Origin of the sequence: Brevibacillus dissolubilis, from assembly GCF_006170445.1 — a bacterium.
In the GTDB taxonomy this organism is placed as follows: domain Bacteria; phylum Bacillota; class Bacilli; order Brevibacillales; family Brevibacillaceae; genus Brevibacillus_B; species Brevibacillus_B dissolubilis.
Genome location: NZ_VCNA01000004.1, coordinates 256,056 through 277,531 on the forward strand (window position 1 = coordinate 256,056; position 21,476 = coordinate 277,531).

The window sequence follows — 21,476 nt, forward strand, 5'->3', positions numbered from 1 at the left end:
CCTCCTACAGACTGGCCCTTTGAAAACGGGAGGCAAGCGGATTCGCCGCAGGCGGAGCCTGTTCGTTAGACGTGTGGGACGAGGATGAGCCGAAAATCCCGGTACGGTCATAGTCTGGATGTTGATACAAGACATTTAGCACATCAATAAAACGGCGGACGATATCTCCAACCGTAAGATGATCTTCGGCACCGGGACGAGCCTGCATCGTTTGGATAAAACGGATGATCTCTTCATTAGATATGGTTTTTGGATAATCGTGGTGGGCGGCGTGTACGTCTTGGATTTTTTGGAGCAGGACAAAGGTCTCTTCGTTCTTGAGCGGTGTCAGCTTGATCACCGGCTGGGTGAGGTCACGGAACTGTTTGGTCTCATAGGGATTGGACTCCAGGCGCCTTTTTAACGCCCCATAGCTGAACAGTCCTCTTCGTTCATCCTCCAAAAACTCCGGTGTGCCGCCAAGCGTGATGTACAGTCCATCCAGATTGCCCTGAAGCGTATCATTAAAGATTTTGAGGATGGTCTCGTAATTCTTTTCACGGGTGAGGGCATGTGTGATCTTATACAGGTTGATCGCCTCGTCAAAATTGACCACCAGCCCCGCATAGCCCACCTGTTTGACGAACTGGGACATGACTTTGATGTATTCATAGTAGTTGCTGTCGTGGATGATCTCCCGTACGCCCAGATCTGCTCTCGCTTCTGTCTTAGAGGTATACTCCCCGCGAAGCCAGCGCAAGGCAGCACGTTGCAGCTGCGTCTGATCATGGACGAAGCCATGGAAGTACTGGGTCAGGACTCTGGCAAAATCATAGCCCCCTGTCAGCTCATCCATGCGGGAGACGGTCTTGGTAATCTCTTTTTCCACATCCCGGATAAAATTCGGATCGTCAAAGGCAACAGAGCCGTAGTCATGCTCCTCTACCACCTTGGCCTGTACCTCACTGATCCACTTATCGAGAATGGTAGGCAGTGCATTGCCCTCTGGCATCGTGGAGATGGACATGTTTTTCATCAGCTCGGTATAAATAGCCACCGCCTTGCCGTCCGTACCGTACAGACGGCGCTCGGGAGTAAAGTCTGCCTTGGTCACCACGAACTTTTCTTTAAACGCAATCTGTTGGATCAACGCTTGGATGAAGCTTTTGCCGCTGCCAAATGGGCCGATGAACAGCTTGATGATGGAAGCGCCTTTTTTGACATGTTCGAGATCGGTGAGAATCTGCCTGGCTTCTTCGGCTCTGCCCACCATGATATATTCCAGCCCTCTGCTCGGAACGACTCCGCCTGCGAGCGACTGTAGAATTGCCGTTGAATCTTTCCGTTTGATGTTCATCGGTCTGCACCTGCTTTGATTTTGTCTAGGATGACTTCGTGCTCTTCGTAAATCTCGTATAGCTCTGCCGATGTATCAATCAGATTATCCCCGAGTGCTTCCATGGCCTTTTCATTTAAACTGTTGATAAACATACCAGGCAAGGCACCCTGGCTCTTGAGCCATTGATTGGCTTCAGTGAGCGGCCGCTCATAGTCTGTGAAACCCAATAGGAACTTGATCTCAAGTGGAGCTAATGCCTGCAAGAAGCGATCGGTATCCTGCTTGTCGTTACGTGTCGGGGCGAAAAAGGCTGAGAAATCGTAGGCGGCTAAACCTGCTTCGGGAGTCTTTGGCTCGTGTGTGTGAACGCTTTCGATTTGATCGATTTGTTCCATTTGCTCTCTTTGTTCGAACAAGGACTGCAATTCTCCGCTTTCTTTTTGCAATCTCTCTACCCGTTCCATATCAAGCGAAAAGTTTGGGTGGTTCTTCGCCTCTGCGGGTTCTTCATCGTCTCTTGGTGGAATCGGGCTGCCCGCCATCACAGGAGATTTTTTCTGTACGTTGACAAAACGGCCCCTCGATGCCGACACCGGGGTCTTTCCCTCTTTAATCGGATTGAAGTGGTCGATCAGCTTCTCCTTGAACCCTTCTGGGAGTTGGTCATAGTCCACCTTGATCTGGCGTTTCTCCCCGATCATGAGACGTGTCACATTTTCCGCCAGACGGAGCAGGTTGGTCAGATCGTCCTGCATCGCTTCCGTAGGCTGGTAGACAATCGTATTCCAAAAGATTTCCTTTTTTCGAGCCGTTCTGCCCATCACGGCACCGCGGAACAATGCTCTGTGCTCCTGGCGCTTCACTTCGATAAACCATCTGTCAGCAAGCCGGATTCCTGACTGCTCAAGCTCCTGCTTCAACAAGGGCAGACTCTCCTTGAATACCTTATAAATCTTCGTTTTATTGCCCCAGAAAAATTCCGTCTCTCTCGTTTTGCGCAGATACGGTTTCCAGAGTGTGATGGAGATGGAGTTGAGCTGCTCTTCTTTTTCCAAAAAGGTCTGGTAGAAGCTGTTGACCTCACTGCCCCCGCCTGACATCCATTCATGAGCGAGCGCTTCTTCATCCAGCTCCAGCAGCAGGTCATAGATCCAATCCTTCAGATAGCCGCCTGCTCCGCGCAGCCGATCCTTGTAGTAGTCATGCAGTCTGACCAGCATGCTGACATTGAAGGCAGCACTGCTGTTAAAAGAAAAATTGAGCAGTTCGTATGTAAAGAGAATCAGGTAGCTTAGGTCAGTCTCAAGGTAGTTACCACGCAGTGCCTGACCCCGCCAATAAAAGTACCAGCTCTTCTGTCTGGTATCCAGACGGTCAAAAGTCGTCCAGTAAGCTTGCAGAGGGATTGGAGCACTTGGCTTCTCCCCTTTTTCTTGGGAAAAACGGACCGAGTCTTTGACAAACTTGGGGTAGTTGGAGCTGACGATGATGGGTGATCCGTATTCGCTCGATTTGCGCTTTTTCGGACGGACGATCTCCTCTATATCATCCAAAATGGCAAATGGAGTTTTCATGTGGGCATATTTCGGGAGGATAATGGCGGCTTCATCGTAAAAGATAGAATCTGTCAGGGTATCATCATTACGACCCGATCCATCCTCTTGTGACAGAAAACCATCGAATAATCCCCTGGAGGAGGAAGCTGGTTTCGGCTCTGTTGCAGGGGCTGCTTCTGCTGAGGCTGTCCCACTGGATGTGTAAGCGGCAAACAGGCTGGAGACCGCGTGAGACGGACCCGTATCTTGCGCGATCTGCTTCGTGGTGCTTTCTGGTTTGGCTGTATCATGGGTTTGTTCATATGTATGGAATGACGAGGCTTGATCGGAGCTGCTTGGATCCTTTTTCATGGAATTCATCCATTTTTCAATAAATGACATATCAAACCACCCTAGCCTAATAAAATAATTTTTGACTGCTATTATTATCCAATGTTTTCATGTAATTCACAATATGACAGTTAGAAAATAAAAAGCTTCCGCCAGGTTCGCCAAAGACGTTCCAGCGGAAGATTTCGGTGGTTGGATTTATACTTTGAATCTGCCGATCATCTGTTGCAGTTCATCTGCCATATCGGACAATGCCACAGCAGATGCCGTGACTTCCTCCATCGTTGCCAATTGCTCTTCAGTGGCGGCCGTTACCTCACCGGAGCCAGATGCGGTCGAGCTGGTTGTCGCAGCAATCTGGTCAATCGCTCCAACGACTTGTGCCATGCCTTCTGCCATGTGGCGGGAACCTGTGGATACCTCCCGAATCTGCTCAGCCACGGCTTGCACAGAACGCTCAATCTTGGCAAAAATCTCACCGGTAGATGTAACGAGCTCAATACTCTCGGTAACTTCCTGCTTTCCGGACTCCATCGTCGTCACCGCATCCGCGGTCTCTTGCTGGATCGCCGCAATCTGCCTAGCGATCTGGCTTGCGGATTGGGAAGACTGTTCGGCCAGCTTGCGCACCTCATCGGCTACGACTGAGAAGCCGCGGCCTTGTTCGCCTGCCCGTGCCGCCTCAATCGCTGCATTAAGCGCCAGCAGATTGGTCTGCGCCGCGATCCCAGAGATGACATCGACAATCTGTCCAATCTCTTGTGAGCGCACCCCCAGCCCTTTGACCACGTCTGTCAGATGGTTCATCGTCTGATTCACCGTTCCGACCTGTACCACAGCTGTCTGCATTCCTTCATTGCCCGTATGTGCCATCTGTGCCGCTTGCAGGGCGGTTGCCGAAGTCGTCTCGGCATGGTCGGCCATCCGCTCAACAGTGGAGAAAAGCTCACTTATCGTCCTAGACCCTCTCTCCACACTGTCCACCTGCTGCTCGGTTCCCTGGGCCATATCCTGGATACGGTCCGCGATCTGCTCTGTCGCCTTGGAGGTCTGTTCGGCGCTCGCTGTCAGCTCTTCTGCGGAAGCCGCTACCTGCTCAGCATTGGATCGTACCTGCAGGATCAAGTTACGCAGGTTGGCAAGCATCTGGTTGAACGACTGGCTCAGCTCCCCCACCTCGTCTTGCGTCTTCACCTGCAGCTCTTTTGTCAGGTCTCCTTCCCCTTCGGCAATCTCTTTCATCTGGAGATTCACCTGTTGGATCGGTCTTGCAATCGAACGGTAGAGCCACACACCGATGCATACGCCTAAGACAACGGCTACACCGGTAATCACCCATTCAAGTGCGGTCATCATACTCTCAGCAGAAGCCTGTGCCGTTAAATCGCTTACATGTTTCTGTTCTAGCTCTTCTATATATCCTTTCACATCTTCATCCAAAGCTTTTCGGGCCGACCGTTCTTCGCCAAAATGCAAAGAGACCGCCTCTTCCCGCTTCCCCGCTTGATAGGATTGGCGGGCATGCTCACTAGCTTTTAGGAAGGTGTCGAATTCCTCTTTCATCGCTGCAATGCGGTCTTTCTGTGTGGGATCCTCGATCATGGCCGTTAATTCAGCAAAATAACCGTTGACCTCATTCGCTTTCTCTTTTATCTCGTCCGTAAACTGGCTGTCCCCTTGTAGCAGATAGGCCCGCTCATCGTTGGAAATACCAGTGATCCGGAACTGAATGGCTTTCATCAGGTAGGCGATTTCTTGACCCTTGATGATCTCTTGGTATGTCGCCCTTATTTTGTTGGTAAAAAACAGATTGTTAGACGTAAGACCGAGAATGATGGCTAGCATAATTCCAATGGTCAGGATCACTTTTCCTCTAATCTTCATCCAGGGATTCGTCCTCTCGTCGTGGCTGTGGTGTTGGTGTGGTGGTGTTGCGTTATTTCTATATAAGTTACCGGAATTAAGTTGGACGAAACATTTAAGGTAAAGATACTTAGTAGGTTGGAGAAAAGCCCCGTTTTGAGATTAGAACCGATCTTACGGACAGGTTGCCTACGTGTTACTCACCCGTCCGCCGCTAGTTGGGGATCTAGACTGTGTAAGTAATCGATTGGGTCTGGGAGGTTGAACAAGAATATCAACAACGGGGATTCAGGAAGATTGTTTCTGTGGCAATGTCAGTAGGTTATGGTTCCAGAGGGAGAGTACGACATCGATCTGGTGGTTATGTACGATTCCACTGCCGTTCGTGGCATATTGCCATAAGTCTTTTTTATCGAGTAGAAGATCGGGATGGTTTTGGATCGCTTCGATGATGCGTAACGCGTAGGCTTTATTTTTTTGAGACTTGCAGTAGCTGCCTGGATGAATGTTAGTTACTAGTCCTTCTTCACAAAGTCCCAGGAATGCGTTTTTGGGGCAGCCTTTCTTTTGGGAGCTGGTTCCGTGGCCGAATATGTCGGTGGCTGCTATGGACCATGCTTCTGTGGGGGTCTTGGCGTTGTTGATAAGTGCAAAAAAGACACAACGCTGATTGCGCTGTGTCTGATCTGTTTTATACCAACAATATCATTACATATGCTGTCAATATAATCAAAGATCCCCCCATGAGAGCAGGTATCATTCTACCTCTAACCGTAAACATGAAAGTAAGAAACATCAGAATAATGCCCACTATACTCAAAACAAACGCCATTAGCGTGGTTGGACCCCCGCCCCATGCCGATACAAGTGGATAAACACTACCGATCAGAAGCGAACCGAATAGATAACGCCGTCTTTGTGCTGACATGTTCTGCAGAGACCCTATCGGAAAGAGAAACGGCACCAAAATAAAAAGAAATACGACTACGGGGAACCATTTTGTCCAATCGAACACATCCATCGTTAACACGTTCCCTTCTCAGTATATACCTAACCGCATTGTGAACTAACCCAAAAAGGCAATGAACCTCCGTACGTGTAACGGAATATTACCCCACACCCTTCTGCATTTGCGTAAGAAATCGCATTTGAACCAATAGCCATGATAGCAAAAACAAAACTTGTAATCGTAGCAGGTACTTGCAATCCCGGAATCGCAAATGCAGTAATTGCTGCCCCTACGCTCGCAGCAGTTGCACCTCCGCCGATTAAGGCGGAAAGTTTATTAGCTTTACATGAATCCATATAAACATCTTTTCCATACCATCTGGAAATCGTCTTATTAGAACCACTACAGCTTGGTTTCACCACCATAATGGAAAAGCTATCGGAAGATTGGATATGCCCTTTTATTTTTTGTAAATCGCTGACTGTCTGATTAATTAGTTTTTCCGGTAATCCACTTTGTCGAGCCTTCTTTGCATCAAAGTTCAGGTTTCCATTTTCAAATTTCATATGCGGCGACAACCATTCAATTTCTTGTATCAGTTGATTATGTTGGGCCACTTCACTTGAAATGCGGTAGATTTCATCTTGAGACAACCCTATATACTGGGCCTTCTTCTGATCGACGATGTACCTGTTTTTCTTTATTTTAACAACTTGCTCCCAATTCATACCTTGCTACTGAGAATCAGGGATGACTTTGTCGGCCGCATAAGTGGAGGAGATATTCATACCAAATGACAAGGATACACACAGGATAAATGCTGTCATAATAGAAATGAGCTTTCTCAAGGTGAACCTCCCTACGATTTATTAGCTACGTTAATATATCAAACACAATTCACCTATTGGTATATTAAAATAATGGCAGGGAGACTCGTAATCCGTTAACAATTCTTTTGTAATTCCTCTCCAAATCAAAAAGCGCGACCTACACATTCGTGTAAATCGCGCATCATCGTCTTATGTATGGTGATCCGGACTGGGTTCGAACCAGCGACCCCCACCCTGTCAATTTGATGCGGTATGTTTCCACTGGTTTCGCTTAGTGGTGAAAAAGGCTTTGTAGCGCGGTTTTTGCCACTTTCATATGTTGTTTGGTTCCGTCTAATTTTTATGTTTTTCCCTATTCCGTGGTCAAAATGTGGTCAAGATGTGGTCAGTTTGTGGGCAGAAGCAAGTCAGGCAATCAGGCACAAAAAAAGCATGACGCAAAACGCGCCATGCCCCGATCCTAAATCTCACCAAAACATATTCAAATTCTTATAATACTCAAACTTACCTGCCTGACGTAACTCCCGAACTTTTGATGCAATGGTAGCCTCGGTCCTTCCCAGAGCAAGAGCCATCGTCCGAACGGAATCATACTCATAAAACTTACACATATATTCCAACTCTTCTATGGAGAAACGCTTACCGTGGTTGGGGTGAAACTCAGGATGGTATTTCATTCTCCCCTGTTCATCATACTCAATTCCCTCGTCATGTTCGATCTCCACAAAAGCTTCTTCCCCATGAACGATTTCATTTGGATTCATCTCCATATGGAATCACCTCCCTAACGCCCCTGCTACCGCGATTAGTCTACGAAGATGATCATGTGTGTACAGCTTGAGAAGTTCCAGCTTTCCAAATCTCTCCGCTCCCAACAGCAAAATACCAACAAGGGTGCAATAACCCCCCTTCTTCACGAGCCTGATTAAAAAACGCTGCTTTCCGTTCATCTTCTCAGCCTCCTTTTCATGCCTTCTTCTTTCTCCCATCGAAGACTTTGCTCGTCTCCACTTTCTCCCCGTAAAGAGCCAGCTTATCTTCACTCCAGTTGGTGAGCTTTTTCAAATCCGATGTAGATGGTTTGAGGATCGCCCAGGGCGTTACCCCTACTTCTAAAAAAGCATCCATCGCCAATTGATGCAGGTTGTCCGGGGTGAACTGCCACTCCGTTCGCGGGTAAAAATCCCACACATGGCTGTCTACCTCAATGGGACCTAGTTCCCGGACATAGGCTTTCATCTGTTCCTTCATTTGTTTGAGTGCCGCTTCGGCTCGCCAGATTTCTTTGGCTAGTTGTTCGGCTTGTTTCTTTTTCAATTCTTGAATCGCAACAGCCATTGGTTATGCCCCCTTCATCTGATGGTTTCGATAACATTCCCAGGCGAATCCACAGTGCTTGCAGGTAGCGGAGGGTTTCGCCGGGAAGAGAATGTGTGACTTTTCGATCTGTTTATCCAGTAAGCAGAATTTCTTTTCTATGGTCAGTGCGGTGTTGTATGCCCATATGCGTGCTGGTTCTACCGAAGCCTTGGTGTAGGTCTTGGAGGCAGCATACTTGTAGCGGAGAAAGTACAGTGTGGCTTGGATTGCGATCAGCGGCTTCATCTGTAACAGAGCCCATGCGTACAATGGCATTTGCATCGTGTTGATTGCGGTAGACGGATCGCGGTTTGTTTTCCAATCAATCAACCAGCCGTCTCCAACAAGGTCGATGTACCCCTGTAACTGCGGGCTGTCTGGTTTATCACTTAGCAGCAGGCAGAAATAAACTTCCGTCTCGCCCATGCCTGGCTGAGCAGAAGCGTTGAGCACCAGCCACTCTATCTCCATACGGTTTAGCGGGTAAAAATCTGCTTCGATCAATCCAGCGTGGATCGCTTCTTCTAATGTGCTGTCTGTTTCAATCATCGTTTGAATTGCCTTATGCACAGCTTTGCCCAGGGCAAGTGGTTGCGTGATCGGCTCCTTTTTACGCAGGTAGTACCTCAGATAGTAGCGGTACGGGCAAGACGCATAGATGCTCAGGCTGGTGTAGGAGTGGATCATGCGTTCATCGGCAATGGTGGCGTGATGGTGGAGCGACATAGTTCAAGAGCGAAGTGCTGCGCTTCTTTTGCCCAAGCTGGCCATGTCGGGGAAGCGTAGATGCGTAGCACATTTCTCAAGAGTTCCACACCGACCTTGCGTTCTTGTTCCCTAATGTGTGCCACCGCCTTTTGTAGCTTCCCGCTGTACACCCCCACCAGGTATGTGCGAAAGGCTTGATATCGCTGTGACTCAATGTACTCCTGCCATTCCTGCCAAATCCATTGACATGTACGTTGATAGTAGCCACGGTCTCTTTGTTTCAAGAGGAAAAGCGGAGTCTTAGAGACAAAACCAATCTGAGCCAGTTGTCTTGCTGTCAACTTTTCAGCGGGATGATAGAGACGACGTTCGGTTATGCTTCGAGTTTTGTATTTATCTATCACTTGTGACTCTGGTACTCCTGTAAGTAACGCTTCCAGACGACAAACACCGCCCGATTCATGGCAAAACCAGCATTTAAAGACCTGCTTCTGCGGGTTGATGGAGAGAAAATACTTATCCTTTCTCCCTTCGTCGCTTCGGCAAAATGGGCATTTGCATCGGACTTCTTTTCCAGTTTGACGTGGGGCGAACACAAGCTGATTCTTCTCAGCGAGTTGGATAATATCAGGAAGCATAGAACACCCTCCCTTATTTGTTTAATGAAAACCGCCTGCCCCATGCAGGAGCAGACGGCTGTTTGAATGTGTTAGATTAGGCTTAGACGAGATCAGGATACGGATGTCAGGAAGGTAAAGAAGTTCTCCTCTTCCGTCTCCATCTGGAATGGAACACCCTTTTTGATTTTTCTTGCCTCTCTCATTTGAATGTCACCCACTGCTAAAACCACGGAAGTTTGCTGAGTACTTCGGTTTAGCACAGTGATCTTGGCCCAAGGTTCACCGTTCGGGCGTTCTCCTTCCTCATAGGATTGAAGGAGATATGGTTTTTCCGTTTCAGCTTTATGATCACTGGATACGTCTTCTTTTTCCGGTGACACTTTTACGCTGCGTACCGCGCTGATCGAGCCGCAGAGTGCTTTGTATTCGTTATAATCCCGAACCAAAAACTGAAAGGCTTTCCCTTCCATACGGTCCAGGTATTCAATAACAGGATGCGTGTCGGGAAACAATACTCTTTCGCCTGAATCGAGCATCATAACGAAGCAGGCTTGGTTGTTGACCATAAACGGCGCTCCTTCTACGTGAATGACAGTTCCTTCAATCCAATGTTCGCTATAGGATTGGGATGGTTGCTCTACAGTTGTCGTTAGTGATTGGGGGTTGGATGGGTGTGAATGGTTTTGGATACAATTGAGGGAAGTTTGAAGCGGAGCTTGGTCGGTTTGATGTACCGACTTGTCCGATTTCGGTGGGGTTTTATACGTGGCTTCCTGCGGAGTTTGTGGAACGAGATGAAGCGGGACGACGTTATCTGGGCGGGATACGGTTGCTTCTCCCATGACTTTTCGTCTGTCGTCTATGTCTTCAATCTCGGTTTCATCCAGCAATCCAAGTCCGGCGATGGATAGTGTGACACGGCGCTTGGCTTTGGTTTCGGCTTTCATGAGGGCGTTGGCGAGATCTTTTCCTTTGAGTGTGCTGATCGCCACGGCTCCAACGGCTTCGTCGGTTCGTCCGTCTTTGCTGATGGCCCGGGCCGTAACGGCGTAGATGTCGCCCAAGCGCTCCCGTCCAATGATCGTGATGCTGATTCCATGCAGACGGCGCAACTGGTCGGTCGCATCCCGTTTCGCATAGAGTACCAACTTACCATCAAGGCGGATGTAGTCAAAAGGTTTGGTCAGCGGATTAAGGCCGATGCCGTCACATACGGCTTTGTAGTAGCGGATTCGCTCTTCGGCTGAGAGTCCTGACAGATCACCTGTGACGATTACTTTTTCCATGAGAACAGCTTGATCTCGGGTCATAAGGGTGTTCATAAGGATCGCTCCTCTCTGCTTATGTTTTAAAGGGATTTTTTTACGGGTGGTTTAGTCTTCATTTGGCATCATGATCGTAATCACTGGTTCCAAGTTATCTCCCGGATGGCATTGGGCTTTTAAGATAACCTTACCTTCTACCCCGTTGCGATGTACGAGGAGAGAATAATAGATCGTAGATGACGTGCAACCTGCCTCCCGATTGATTCCCATTGCAATGGCAACATGAAGCATCCAGAGAACATCCCACAGTCGTCCATCTTCGGACTGACCATTCTCTCGGTCGCTGTGGCTTGGAACGATGATATCGTGCCAAACCGTGCTGGTAACGGCTGTTGGAACTGAGATACCTGCCTCTTTTGCCATTTCGGTTACGTCAACCAGAACTCCGTCTTCAATTGCTTGTTTACGCGTGTATTGGAAAATGATATCCATTGTGGATTCCGCCTTTCTTTTTGTTGTTTTTAAGAGAAATGAGAAAGAGAGCTTCCTTGTAATTCTGGAAACTCTCTTGTGATTTCTAAAGGCCGAAATTGAAGGAAAGCTGACCTTCGGCTAATTGTCGTTGTTTTCTGCGCTTCGATTGCCCCTCTGCCTTCCACACGTCGATGGTGTATGTTTTTGGTTTCTCGGAAGTTGAGCTACCGGAAGCTGTGTGGACGGCTCCACGATGAGGATGGTCTCGTTCCATTTCCTTTCCTGTACGGGTAGGCTGCGGCAAGTATACGACTTTGCCAGTTTCCACATTTCCAAGAGTGCCAACACCAACAGCTTTGACGGCATTGTGAGATACTGCGGTTCGTTCCAAAGACGTTTCTCCAGACGGCTTGACGGTTGCGAGCCCGATTACCTGCTCCGAAGCTGTTTCCGCGAATGTTTCCGTTACAGCCGATCTCGTCTCCTCCGTCTCTACCATCGGCGGCAAGCCACATAGTCTCCGTGTTTCATTGGCAAGAGCTTTGATCCTGGTATGAAGCACCTGCTTAAAGTCAGCCTCTTCCACCGTCTCCACATCTTCCAACTCTTTTTCGGCCAACTTCGTCCAAGCGTCAGCCACTTCAGAGTCAGCAAAACATTCGGCCAGATCGGACGCGAGAGCGGATTGAGAATCGCGGGCGTACTTGGCAAGTTCGCTGCGATCCAGCCTTCCCTCAACCAGTAAGGCATGGCCACGGGCGGACATGATGGTGAGGAACTGAGCCATCTGTTGGCTGCCGTTATAGACCAGATAATAGACCCGGCATTCCCGTTCCTGGCCAATGCGCCATGCGCGGCGGGCAGCTTGACGAACAGTGGATACTTCATACGACAGCTGATTGTAGATGGTCGTCGGCCATGGTAATAAGTCCAATCCGACCTCTACCAGTTTCATGTTGCATACGATCACCTTTACACCCTGTTCTGCCATCGTTTCAAGACGCTGTTGCCGTTTTTCTGGAGACGGCTCATCCAAGATCGTCGCTTCTATGCCATGTGCCTGTAGTACATCACGGGTTCGCTCATTCATCCCATAGCAATCAGTGTAGGAATTGTAAATGACAACCCCTCTGCCTTCTGCCAATTCCTTTTTAACGATCTGAACAAGCTGCCGTTCCTTTGCGTGAAACCGTTCAGCAGGAAAAGCTGGAGCTGAGATCACGACACCATCCTTTTCTGGCGCATTCGGTGCTCCAAACACTACCTTCGCACCTAAATCGGGACGATCCGCATAATTGGTCGTGGCTGGAATAAAGCGTGACCATGCTCCTTGACTGCCAAGCACGGAACGTCTTTTACACTCTTGTTTTAATTCTTCATGAAAACCGGCGTATTTCAGGCCGTGTTCGGGGTCAAAGTCGATAAATACAGGGATTTCTTTTAAGGAGACAAGGGGAAGCCCTAAGTCGGGCAATTCGAGGAAACCTGCCTTGTGGAGTAAAAATTGGGCGGTTAATTGCGGGGCGATTCCTGCCTGTTCACGAGGTTGTTGGGGAACACGTCTTTGGCGGGTAACCCACCCTACGTCGTTTACCTCTTCTCGGAAGGTGATCACTTGTTTGAGCTTTCCGAAGCGTTCGGCCCAGGACACCATACCGGATGTGTGGTTAAATCCTTGTTCCAGCAATGCTTTGGGGTCGGTACGCCAGAGGATTTCTTTGACGCTGGTGGACTTGCCATTGACCAGTGTTCCAGTCAGCAGGAGGTTTTTCTTAGCGGAGCGGACAATCTGGTGAAACGCATCTCCCCGGCCAGAGCCTTCTGCTTTGCATTGATGTACCTCATCTACGATGGCAAGGTCGAAAAACTTTTTCATCTTTTTAAAAATCCGTGCGATGTTGGCACGCGGTCTGTTACGGGTCTCATTGCGGGAACGGAGCGCTGGACGCCAGAGTTGACTGTAGCACTGATCATTTTCTGCAATAGTTGGTATAACCTGCTTGTTATTCGTGCAGACCATAATCCGGTTGCTTCGTTTCCACTTCACTGCAAACCCTTTGGGTAGTCCGTTTGGCAAAAGCTGATGGTCACGGCACGCCTGCCAGATCTCTTCCATACTTGGCGGCATTCCTTCCGCACAGTCCGACCATTCCAAGGGAACATGTTCCTCGGCGTCTTTATCATAACGCATCAGTACTCGTCCACAATCTGGGCAATGCCAAGCGTATGTGGTAGTGCCAGCGATCCGCTTCCAGTTGCCCCCGAAGTACGGTTCGGATTCCAGCTTGGCCCGATCAATTCCAACGAGCCAAAAAGAAAGGCTCTCTGGTTTATAACCTGCCCGTACCCTACGTAGCAGAGCCAATGCGTCTTCCGTTGTACGAATAATCTCCACTTCTGCGTCCACCGTTCCGCGGATTTCCTTGTTCCGCCACTTCTGCAATGTAATGCTTGGCGCAGACAACAAGACAGCGGTTCCCCGCTTCGCTCCGTTCCGTTGGCGCTGGTCATGGATCACCTTGCTGACACCGATGGCAATCATACTTTTACCTGTTCCCATATCCCCTGAGCAGATCACGCTGGATTCATAGGTCAGCGTATTGACCAATCCTTGAATCATGTGCGCCTGCGCGGGAAAAGGAACACGCTTCATCGTTGCAATAGACGGATCAAGCGGCTGGTCTGGACTATGGCGTGGTTGCTTTTCGTTGAGCTTCTGGGCCAGAATGGTTGCATTGGTGCGAAGGTACTCGTTCATGCTCATGCCTTGCACATACATACCCTCGACCTTGGATGCTGGTATGGGAAGTCCGCCTTTTCGGATTGCTGTTTCCACGATATCTAGCATCTCGTTCTCGTTGACTGTCAACTTGACAACCTCAAGGTGCTCCCACATAGAAAAGCTTGGGTTACGTATCACCTGGAGCCTTTTCATACAACCACGTAAAAGATCGGCATAACGCCAGCTCCATTCAGACGGAAGCCCGAAACGATGGGCCACGTGCTTACCAATTGCTCTACGCATATCCCCGTCGATAGCAAAGATGTAGGCGTCTTTGTCATTCTTAACTTCCAAAAGTCCGTTTATGGTAGCTCGGGTGTTGACTATCATTCCATGCGTCACATCGCCTAACCCAATCGGCTTTTCTAAGCGGCGATATTTATCAAGCAACGAACGCTGGTATCGTCCATGGCCTTCTACATGCAGTTCACGACCTTCAAGAAAAGCTGCGCTGATCGCCTTCACGCTTGTATCCAAGCCGACATAAGACGCTCCAACTAGTTGCTTCCTATTGTGGTCGTCCGTCTCTACCACAGCAAAATGCAATGTCGCTTCAAAGTACCTGTCACTAGCGGCCAAATAAATCTTCATAGTAATGGCCCCGAAGGACATCAACGGGGTACTCACCCCGAAGAATATACCTTCGGGGCGCTCCCCCTTTCTCATGCAGTTTATGTGGTCTCAATCAAGAGAGATCAAACACACCACCTGGCGTAAACACACGCACCATCGACTTGTAGTGTTTCGTAACGATCTCTCCGGTTTGCTTGCCTTGCTCATCAAATTGACTGGATGTTTCTATAATCTGTTTGGTGATTCCCACCAACAAATGCGTTCCCAAATTCCCACCGACTACTCCAGCTGCAATCGCTGTTGCAAAATGTGTAGGTTTTAGTGGCAACATGGGGTTTTTTAGTTCCAGCTTGCGGGATTGATCCGGTTCGAACATCCCTTCCGCCTGAGTAAACAATGGTGACTCCAGCAAGTCCCTTGCTACCTCTTCCACGTGGAGCCTGCCTGCCCGAAAGATCTGTACAGGTTCAGTACAAACCGGAACATGAAACCTGACATCATCCGGTTCATCCAATGGCGGCAAGAGTTCAGGTCCACCCGCTGCAAGTTCTTTTAAATACTTGGCAGTCGCCTTTTGTTCCTCCCCCTTCATTTTTCCGAAGGTACCAAAGACAACAACCTGCTTGAACTGAGGGTAGTGGTCATCCGTAAAACGATAGACTTCGATGTTGGAAAAACGGCTTGCGAGCAACGCAGCGCTATCTGCCAACACGTACTGTGGAATGCAGAAAGCAAGCAATCCGTCTCTGATCAGCACGTTCGTGGATGCATTGGTTAACCGCCGCAGAAAAATACTCTCGGTTCGTTCTCCAAATCCGTCTGTGTAGGGTGGATTGAGCCACAGGAGCGAGAACTTCGCTTCCGTCCGCATATTCTCATAGCCGTCATGGATGACATGATCCAGCAGCATCCGAGCCGCATTCGCCCGTTCGCTTTCCAGTTCCACCCCATAGCTAAAACAGCTTGTCTGCTGGCTGTTCAGTTCATCCGCGATATGCTTGAGTGCGATTCCTTTCCCGCAGCACGGATCGAGGATCGAAACAAATCCTTCTCCTTCGACCCGCAATCTCTTTGCGATGAGTCGAATCTCCTTTTCCGGGGTGGCATAATAGCTGCCCTTGCTTTCCGAAGATATACGAGCCATTTATACGCCTATCCGCTAAGAACCGTGGGAGAGAAACCCCTCCGCATGTTCGTGCGGAAGGCTTCCCTCCCTTTCCTATATGGATGTTGTCACATGAAACTATTCCTTGAGATGGTGCCAAACAGACTTAGTTTCACACCGCAATCTCGATCTGCATTTTACTAGCGTATTGCTTTCTCATAAAAAACGGGATTTTTGCTTGTGCCAGCTTACGGATCACTGCACCAGCTTTCTCCCGTTCGTCCTCAACGAAGCAACGTCCATGCCTGATCAGTTGGCGGAACGCCTGAGCTTGTTCGTCTTTGAGCTGTCCGGCCTTCAGTATGCTCCGTAACCTCGCCTTAATCTCCTTACTCTCCTGCAGAGACCAACTATCACGCATCATCCTTCTTCCCTTCCTCGTCCAGATAGCCAGCTTTTTTCATGCTGTAGAAAGAATCTTGGCAGATGATTACATGATCCAGTAATGGGATTCCCATGATCTCACCTGTCATGTACAGGAGTCGAGTGACTTCGATATCTTCTTTACTCGGTGACGGGTCCCCGCTCGGATGATTATGTACGCAAACAACGGAGTAAGCGCCGCGCTTCATTGCTTCTCCGAACACCTCTCGTACGTGAACCACTGTAGCATCCAAACATCCTACAAACAACGTCTTTTTGCCAATTAACCGGTTTTTGGTATTGAGGTATAGGCAGACAAAGTGTTCTTGCTGCAGATGTGCCATTTCTGGTTTCATGATCTCCATAACCCTACCTGGATTCATAAGGGAGGGAGCAGGCTTCATTGGCTGGGACAGCAGTCGGATCACAAGTGTAATAGCTGCTATCACCCGCTCCGAGGCAGACAGGTTGATGCCCGTCTCTTGAGCGATTTCCTCTGGCCGCAAGTTAGCCAACTGTTGATATTCGAAACTGGCCAGCTTGCCGCACGTCTCCGGCGTGGCCTGCGCCCCCAAGAGGAGCGCGAACAGCCTTTGTGTGTCGAGTTCAGCTACTCCATGATAGCTCAACTCTCTTCTCACTTTCTGATAAAAATTCATATGTACCTCCTTGCACACGAACGCAAAGCCATGTGGCTCAAACGTTCGAGCCACATGTTTTACGCCTTGTGGAAGGCGGATTTTGGTATTTTTATGTTGAACTTCCGCTGATCCATGAGACTTGCGCCGACTGAATCGCGAAAGATTCTAAAGATGCAAAAAAGCCCTTCTACACCCGAAATGGGCATAAAAAGGCTTTAATTTGAAATAGAAATGTCGCCACAAGCCAAACCGCTACCTAGCAGTAGCTTTGCGGTATCTGCCGCCGTTTCCGATACGGTCACCCCTCATGTACTTGGCTCATCTGCTTATTGCAGATGGAAGTTGTTGCGGGGAATACTGATTTGCATATCCATGAGCTGGAACAAATTCTGCTCACATCACTATCGGGGATGCGGGAATCTGTTCGGTTCATATCCTTACGTCTTGCCGCCGATCTGGCAAGGTTCGTAGCCTTGAATACAAGGACTTATCATTTTACTGACATTATAGGATAGGATTTGAGAATATTTCAAGAGCTTTTTAACTTACGTCTCCTAAAAAATTCTTATTCTTTACTTGTGCAATAACCTGCTCTTTTCCAGACCAGGGCAGTCTTTCTTTTACTATACACGTTGCGAATCAGCGTGCCGGAATATCAAAAAATGCTCCCTGATCAACTTGACAGTTGCTGGGGAGCATTTTTTGATGTTGGAAAGCAGTGTCAGATCTATTCATTCTTTGGACAATTCTTCGTAACAGATCATGTTTTAGTTGGAATGCTTGGTTCATACAGCTACATCCTGCGGGGTCATCCGTGGAGTTCCAGTGTTCCCACGCTCACTTTGCCCAGATCGTATTGCTTCCTGTTCCATGTTCTCAAGCTTATTTTTCGCTTGGAATTGATAATGCATTGCCTCACAATAAGCTTGGTCATTCTCTGCTTGAATGGACCATCTTTCCATTTCCTTCGCATAGTGAAGCAACTCATCCCACTCTTCCACCTGTTGAAAGTAGTGCAGCACCTGCCGATAGGCATCCAGCTTAAGATTTACGGTCTTACCAGTGATCTCTGTATATTGCTCCGGCAATAAATTGATGTAGGGAAGCAAGTTATACAAAGCTCCTGCCACTCTCCATCCAATCCCCTTTTGAAACTGAAGCAGGAAACGCCTGTAGTAAGCGATCACCATCAAGTCAGTAATCCGCCCCTCCACCTCAATAATCTCCTCATAGTAAGGAAGCAAATCCGCCTCTGAAAACGAATGGTAAAACTCTTCGGCCTGGATAAACAAAGAATATCCCGACTTTGATTTACTTTCCAGTGTAAGTGCAAAAAGCTCATGGGCAAGACCATCTTTTCCCTGCTCCAAACACTTCCGAATGAACTGAGCACATTTTTCCGGGTACAGCCTTCCATCCGTTTGCCGGAAACACTCTCCTATAAAAAGTTGGTAGAAGTATCCTTTTGGTAAACCAAGTGCCTCTGTCATGGTATCCAATTCATCAAGGCTGATGAATTGCTTCCCGTTCAATATTTTGGACAGTTTGGGTTCGGGCAACTGACAGACTTCAGCAAAATGACTCTGTCCTTCAAATTTCTCTAGTATGAGTCTCTTTAGTTCCTGTCTTAAATGCAATCGGATTAAATTGGGATCAGGATCTTTCATCAAGCGGATGCACCTCTTACGTTAGGGAGGTTCCAGTAGCGAAGATGGCATCTTTTATAGAGATTCAAGCTTCCAGTCTGCTCTGCCAGGTTGAAGAGGGCCGCTACTTCGAGATTCATCTGTCCGCTCTCTCCTGTCTGCTGGAAGTAGTTTGCCCTCACACTTCGCAGTTGAATGGCGAAACGGATAAGTGGATCGTGGGCGGGGAGTTTGCACATATCGGCCACTTCTTCCTTGTAACGATCAAGCGTGTCTCCTGCTTCTTTTACCATCCCTTTATTCAGATAAGCTTCGACTGATAGTGGAAGCAGCGAATACAATTCCTCTCTTGTGGTAGCTTGGCTCAATGAATCTAAGATCTGTTCTGTCTTCCCCATTTCAATGTTTAGCCCCGCCTCGATTTGGACCGCAATCTTAGAATAATGCTCATTGATCGTCGAGAGCCGCTCCGTGATCTTCATCGCTTCCGCTGGACTCCCTTTTCCTTGCAATGCAACAGCCTGGTACCGTAAGGCTTCCCCAAGATTGGCTTCATCGGACGTTTCGGAAGCTAGTTGTTCCAGTTCTGTTGCATATTGTAAGAGTTCGTCCCACTCTTCCCTCAAGCTGCAGGAATGAAGAACTTGACAGTATGCTTCTGCTTTCAGATTGACTCTCGCCGCTGTATCAGCACTTCCATAATCGGGGTAAGAATCTGGCAGACGGTGGAGGTATCCGACCAATTGGTGGAGAGCCTCCATTCCCTTTTTACCGTACCCTTTTTCGCGCAGAATGAGGAAACGCCGATAATAAGCAATAGCAAGGCGTTCAGTCAGCCGTTGCTCTGATTCAATCAGTTGCTGGTAGTATTGGAGCGACTGTGCTCGTAACGGTGAATGGAAGACCATCTCCGCGATCTCCATTAGGATATCGTTACGTTTATAGTTGTCCCTTTCTTCCATGACAAGTTCCATGAATTCCGTTTCTTTGTCTTTTAATCCAAGTTCAATGCATCTGAGGATGAAGCTGCCGCACTTAGAGGGGCGAAGCCGACCATCATTGTTGCAGCACTCTGCTTTGAAGTAGGAATAGTAATATCCTTCTGGTAGATCCAGTGCCTTCGTGACAGCATCCAATTGATACAACATGAAAAGCTGCTTGTTGTTAAGAAGATTGCTGATCGTCACCGGTTCAAGACCGACCGCTTCGGCTAGCTCTTTTCGCTTCCAGTTTTTTTGTTTGATGCGTTGTTGGAGTTCTTGACGCAGCTCCATTCGGATCATCTGTGGATCGAACGTGGCAATCATAGAAATGACCCTCCTTGGTATAAAAGATATTCTTTTTTGGATTTTCTCTTTACTACTTATTATTGTAAAATTTGTTTACCAAATTTCTCTCAAAAAAGTAGTGTGGAACGGTCACAAAAAAGAAAGATACCAAGGAAGATCACAAATAAGGAACGATCCAAAGAACGTTCCTTGTCAAATGAGATATACAAACTCTCCATAATGTATATTATATGGTGGGTTTTGGGATTAATAAACATGCTGTACCAGTATCCAGTATGTTAGTAACTCGTTTGCCTCACGGATTTTATTACCCCTTTTCCAAAGGTCTAGCTAAACCCTCGTAAAACTGAATCTTCTCTTGTTTTTAAATTTCTGAGGATAACACGAGAAATCTTGGCGCTTCCATTGGATAGGTCAGATTTTCCTATACAAAAAATAAAACATTAAGTATTATATAAACAATTATGGTAACACAAGGATACATGGCCTTTAAGATGTAGACTAGTATTTTTTCACAATAATATAAATATTTTATATAAATAAAAAAACATACAAAACATCAGATTTCATAATTAGCTCTCTTAGCACAAAAAATTAATTATATAGTGAAAAGAGGTTATCATATTGAAAAGTTTATTTATTATTGGAAATGGATTTGACTTGTCGCACAGGCTCAGAACAACTTATGAAGATTTCCATCAATATCTTCAAACGGAATACCCTGATGCCAGCGGCGATGAATTCACAATGCCCGAACCCATAATGATGCCAGATGGCGATGTAATATATGATGATGATGTGGTTGTATCCTTTCTATTGCGTCTAATCTCTAATGCAGAACCAAATGGAGATAAATGGAGTGATCTTGAGAATTCATTAGGTTATTTAAACTTTGATGAATACTTTGATAGTATTCCAGATATTCTGGATGAAGACGGAGACCTAGATTTTTGGAAAAACATGTACAATACCGAAGATGTGGCATCGAATCTCGTTATACCTACACAAAGGATTACAGGTTTTTTTTCGGATTGGATTAATACAATTGAGATTAATGAAGCAACTCGGAAAGATGATTTTGCATCCTTAATTAATAAAGAAAGCGACCTATTTTTGACCTTTAATTATACAAATACATTAGAAATACTGTATGGAGCGAAAAATGTTTGCCATATACACGGTAAACAGGGCGGCAGCCTATTGCTTGGGCATGGTAATGATACCGACAACTCTGAGGAAAACATGGGCAGGTATACCGGATCAGAAAACGCACTCCAAGAAATTCAAGATTCATTAAGAAAAAATACTGCTGGAGCAATTAAAAAACATCAGGACTTTTTTGACAATCTTTCATCTGATGTTGACAAAATATACTCATACGGATTTTCCTTTTCCAAGGTCGATCAAATATACATTATTGAGATTTGCAAGAGACTGAAAACCACTGATGTGATTTGGTATTTAAATGATTTTGATAATATTGATCAACGTGAGCAGTACAAAGACGTAATACGGTCATGCGGGTTTAAAGGTCATTTTAGTACATATCATATTTCGTGAAAGTTGCCTTTGTAAATTGTTTCATCTTTATATTATGAATTTTGTAAGGAAGCACTATTACCATGCTTTTGCTTTTGTTTTTATTTGATTAAGATACTCTAAGTATTTAACGTCACCCTGCCAAACGATCATACAAATGATCTCCCTTGTTAAATTCTAACGATAGAATATTGGTGGATTGGCAG

18 protein-coding genes are annotated in these 21,476 nt (G+C 47.2%); 1 reads left to right on the forward strand and 17 read right to left on the reverse strand.

The features are described from left to right. Window positions 1-4: 4 nt before the first annotated feature. The 17 genes from FGI41_RS10335 to FGI41_RS10415 all read right to left on the reverse strand — a co-directional run bounded on the left by FGI41_RS10335 (window position 5) and on the right by FGI41_RS10415 (window position 19,749). Window positions 5-1,336, reverse strand: a complete 1,332-nt coding sequence (locus FGI41_RS10335; protein WP_139490044.1) for an ATP-binding protein — start codon at window positions 1,334-1,336, stop codon at window positions 5-7. Beyond that, window positions 1,333-3,225 (reverse strand): TerB N-terminal domain-containing protein, encoded by a 1,893-nt coding sequence (locus tag FGI41_RS10340; protein ID WP_176560210.1) that lies wholly within the window; start codon window positions 3,223-3,225, stop codon window positions 1,333-1,335. The genes FGI41_RS10335 and FGI41_RS10340 overlap by 4 nt, the downstream gene beginning before the upstream one ends. 177 nt (window positions 3,226-3,402) lie before the next feature. After that, window positions 3,403-5,088: a methyl-accepting chemotaxis protein gene (locus FGI41_RS10345; protein ID WP_139490046.1), complete on the reverse strand. Its 1,686-nt coding sequence runs from the start codon at window positions 5,086-5,088 to the stop codon at window positions 3,403-3,405. 267 nt (window positions 5,089-5,355) lie between these two features. Further along, on the reverse strand, window positions 5,356-5,712 hold the full coding sequence (locus tag FGI41_RS25785; RefSeq protein WP_139490195.1) for a DUF6979 family protein: 357 nt from the start codon (window positions 5,710-5,712) through the stop codon (window positions 5,356-5,358). Between the two features lie 405 nt (window positions 5,713-6,117). Next, window positions 6,118-6,744, reverse strand: coding sequence for a hypothetical protein (locus FGI41_RS10355; protein WP_139490047.1), 627 nt, complete (start codon window positions 6,742-6,744; stop codon window positions 6,118-6,120). A 569-nt stretch (window positions 6,745-7,313) separates the two neighbouring features. Next, window positions 7,314-7,616: a DNA-entry nuclease gene (locus FGI41_RS10360; RefSeq protein WP_255298416.1), complete on the reverse strand. Its 303-nt coding sequence runs from the start codon at window positions 7,614-7,616 to the stop codon at window positions 7,314-7,316. 196 nt (window positions 7,617-7,812) lie between these two features. Beyond that, window positions 7,813-8,184, reverse strand: coding sequence for a hypothetical protein (locus tag FGI41_RS10365; RefSeq protein ID WP_139490048.1), 372 nt, complete (start codon window positions 8,182-8,184; stop codon window positions 7,813-7,815). A 3-nt stretch (window positions 8,185-8,187) separates the two neighbouring features. Beyond that, entirely contained in the window at window positions 8,188-8,931 is a 744-nt protein-coding gene (locus FGI41_RS10370) for a PD-(D/E)XK nuclease family protein (RefSeq protein ID WP_139490049.1), read from the reverse strand. Then, a complete protein-coding gene (locus FGI41_RS10375; protein WP_139490050.1) occupies window positions 8,889-9,551 on the reverse strand; it encodes a hypothetical protein in 663 nt (220 codons plus the stop codon). Before FGI41_RS10375 ends, FGI41_RS10370 begins: the two co-directional genes overlap by 43 nt. Before the next feature lie 92 nt (window positions 9,552-9,643). After that, a complete protein-coding gene (locus FGI41_RS10380) occupies window positions 9,644-10,855 on the reverse strand; it encodes a hypothetical protein (RefSeq protein ID WP_139490051.1) in 1,212 nt (403 codons plus the stop codon). Between the two features lie 51 nt (window positions 10,856-10,906). Continuing rightward, the gene (locus FGI41_RS10385; protein ID WP_139490052.1) at window positions 10,907-11,290 is read right to left on the reverse strand and encodes a DUF6573 family protein; all 384 of its coding nucleotides are present in this window, start codon (window positions 11,288-11,290) and stop codon (window positions 10,907-10,909) included. 85 nt (window positions 11,291-11,375) lie between these two features. Next, on the reverse strand, window positions 11,376-14,645 hold the full coding sequence (locus tag FGI41_RS10390; protein ID WP_176560211.1) for a helicase-related protein: 3,270 nt from the start codon (window positions 14,643-14,645) through the stop codon (window positions 11,376-11,378). A 94-nt stretch (window positions 14,646-14,739) separates the two neighbouring features. Next, window positions 14,740-15,771, reverse strand: coding sequence for a DUF6094 domain-containing protein (locus tag FGI41_RS10395; protein ID WP_139490054.1), 1,032 nt, complete (start codon window positions 15,769-15,771; stop codon window positions 14,740-14,742). A 133-nt stretch (window positions 15,772-15,904) separates the two neighbouring features. Beyond that, entirely contained in the window at window positions 15,905-16,156 is a 252-nt protein-coding gene (locus FGI41_RS10400) for a hypothetical protein (RefSeq protein ID WP_139490055.1), read from the reverse strand. Continuing rightward, complete coding sequence (locus FGI41_RS10405; protein WP_139490056.1) at window positions 16,146-16,814, reverse strand: JAB domain-containing protein; 669 nt, start codon at window positions 16,812-16,814, stop codon at window positions 16,146-16,148. Before FGI41_RS10405 ends, FGI41_RS10400 begins: the two co-directional genes overlap by 11 nt. A gap of 767 nt (window positions 16,815-17,581) precedes the next feature. Then, window positions 17,582-18,463, reverse strand: coding sequence for a helix-turn-helix domain-containing protein (locus FGI41_RS10410; RefSeq protein ID WP_139490057.1), 882 nt, complete (start codon window positions 18,461-18,463; stop codon window positions 17,582-17,584). Beyond that, entirely contained in the window at window positions 18,463-19,749 is a 1,287-nt protein-coding gene (locus tag FGI41_RS10415; protein WP_139490058.1) for a helix-turn-helix domain-containing protein, read from the reverse strand. Before FGI41_RS10415 ends, FGI41_RS10410 begins: the two co-directional genes overlap by 1 nt. A gap of 606 nt (window positions 19,750-20,355) precedes the next feature. Here FGI41_RS10415 and FGI41_RS10420 point away from each other — a divergent pair. Further along, a complete protein-coding gene (locus tag FGI41_RS10420; RefSeq protein ID WP_139490059.1) occupies window positions 20,356-21,291 on the forward strand; it encodes a bacteriophage abortive infection AbiH family protein in 936 nt (311 codons plus the stop codon). Window positions 21,292-21,476: the final 185 nt, after the last annotated feature.

Excerpts from the sequence above, each read along its gene's own strand:
- FGI41_RS10335 (WP_139490044.1), bottom strand. The coding sequence starts at position 1,336 with ATGAACATCAAACGGAAAGATTCAACGGCAATTCTACAGTCGCTCGCA.
- FGI41_RS10340 (WP_176560210.1), bottom strand. The coding sequence starts at position 3,225 with ATGAAAAAGGATCCAAGCAGCTCCGATCAAGCCTCGTCATTCCATACA.
- FGI41_RS10345 (WP_139490046.1), bottom strand. The coding sequence starts at position 5,088 with ATGAAGATTAGAGGAAAAGTGATCCTGACCATTGGAATTATGCTAGCC.
- FGI41_RS10355 (WP_139490047.1), bottom strand. The coding sequence starts at position 6,744 with ATGAATTGGGAGCAAGTTGTTAAAATAAAGAAAAACAGGTACATCGTC.
- FGI41_RS10360 (WP_255298416.1), bottom strand. The coding sequence starts at position 7,616 with ATGGAGATGAATCCAAATGAAATCGTTCATGGGGAAGAAGCTTTTGTG.
- FGI41_RS10365 (WP_139490048.1), bottom strand. The coding sequence starts at position 8,184 with ATGGCTGTTGCGATTCAAGAATTGAAAAAGAAACAAGCCGAACAACTA.
- FGI41_RS10370 (WP_139490049.1), bottom strand. The coding sequence starts at position 8,931 with ATGTCGCTCCACCATCACGCCACCATTGCCGATGAACGCATGATCCAC.
- FGI41_RS10375 (WP_139490050.1), bottom strand. The coding sequence starts at position 9,551 with ATGCTTCCTGATATTATCCAACTCGCTGAGAAGAATCAGCTTGTGTTC.
- FGI41_RS10380 (WP_139490051.1), bottom strand. The coding sequence starts at position 10,855 with ATGAACACCCTTATGACCCGAGATCAAGCTGTTCTCATGGAAAAAGTA.
- FGI41_RS10385 (WP_139490052.1), bottom strand. The coding sequence starts at position 11,290 with ATGGATATCATTTTCCAATACACGCGTAAACAAGCAATTGAAGACGGA.
- FGI41_RS10390 (WP_176560211.1), bottom strand. The coding sequence starts at position 14,645 with ATGAAGATTTATTTGGCCGCTAGTGACAGGTACTTTGAAGCGACATTG.
- FGI41_RS10395 (WP_139490054.1), bottom strand. The coding sequence starts at position 15,771 with ATGGCTCGTATATCTTCGGAAAGCAAGGGCAGCTATTATGCCACCCCG.
- FGI41_RS10400 (WP_139490055.1), bottom strand. The coding sequence starts at position 16,156 with ATGATGCGTGATAGTTGGTCTCTGCAGGAGAGTAAGGAGATTAAGGCG.
- FGI41_RS10405 (WP_139490056.1), bottom strand. The coding sequence starts at position 16,814 with ATGAATTTTTATCAGAAAGTGAGAAGAGAGTTGAGCTATCATGGAGTA.
- FGI41_RS10410 (WP_139490057.1), bottom strand. The coding sequence starts at position 18,463 with ATGAAAGATCCTGATCCCAATTTAATCCGATTGCATTTAAGACAGGAA.
- FGI41_RS10415 (WP_139490058.1), bottom strand. The coding sequence starts at position 19,749 with ATGATTGCCACGTTCGATCCACAGATGATCCGAATGGAGCTGCGTCAA.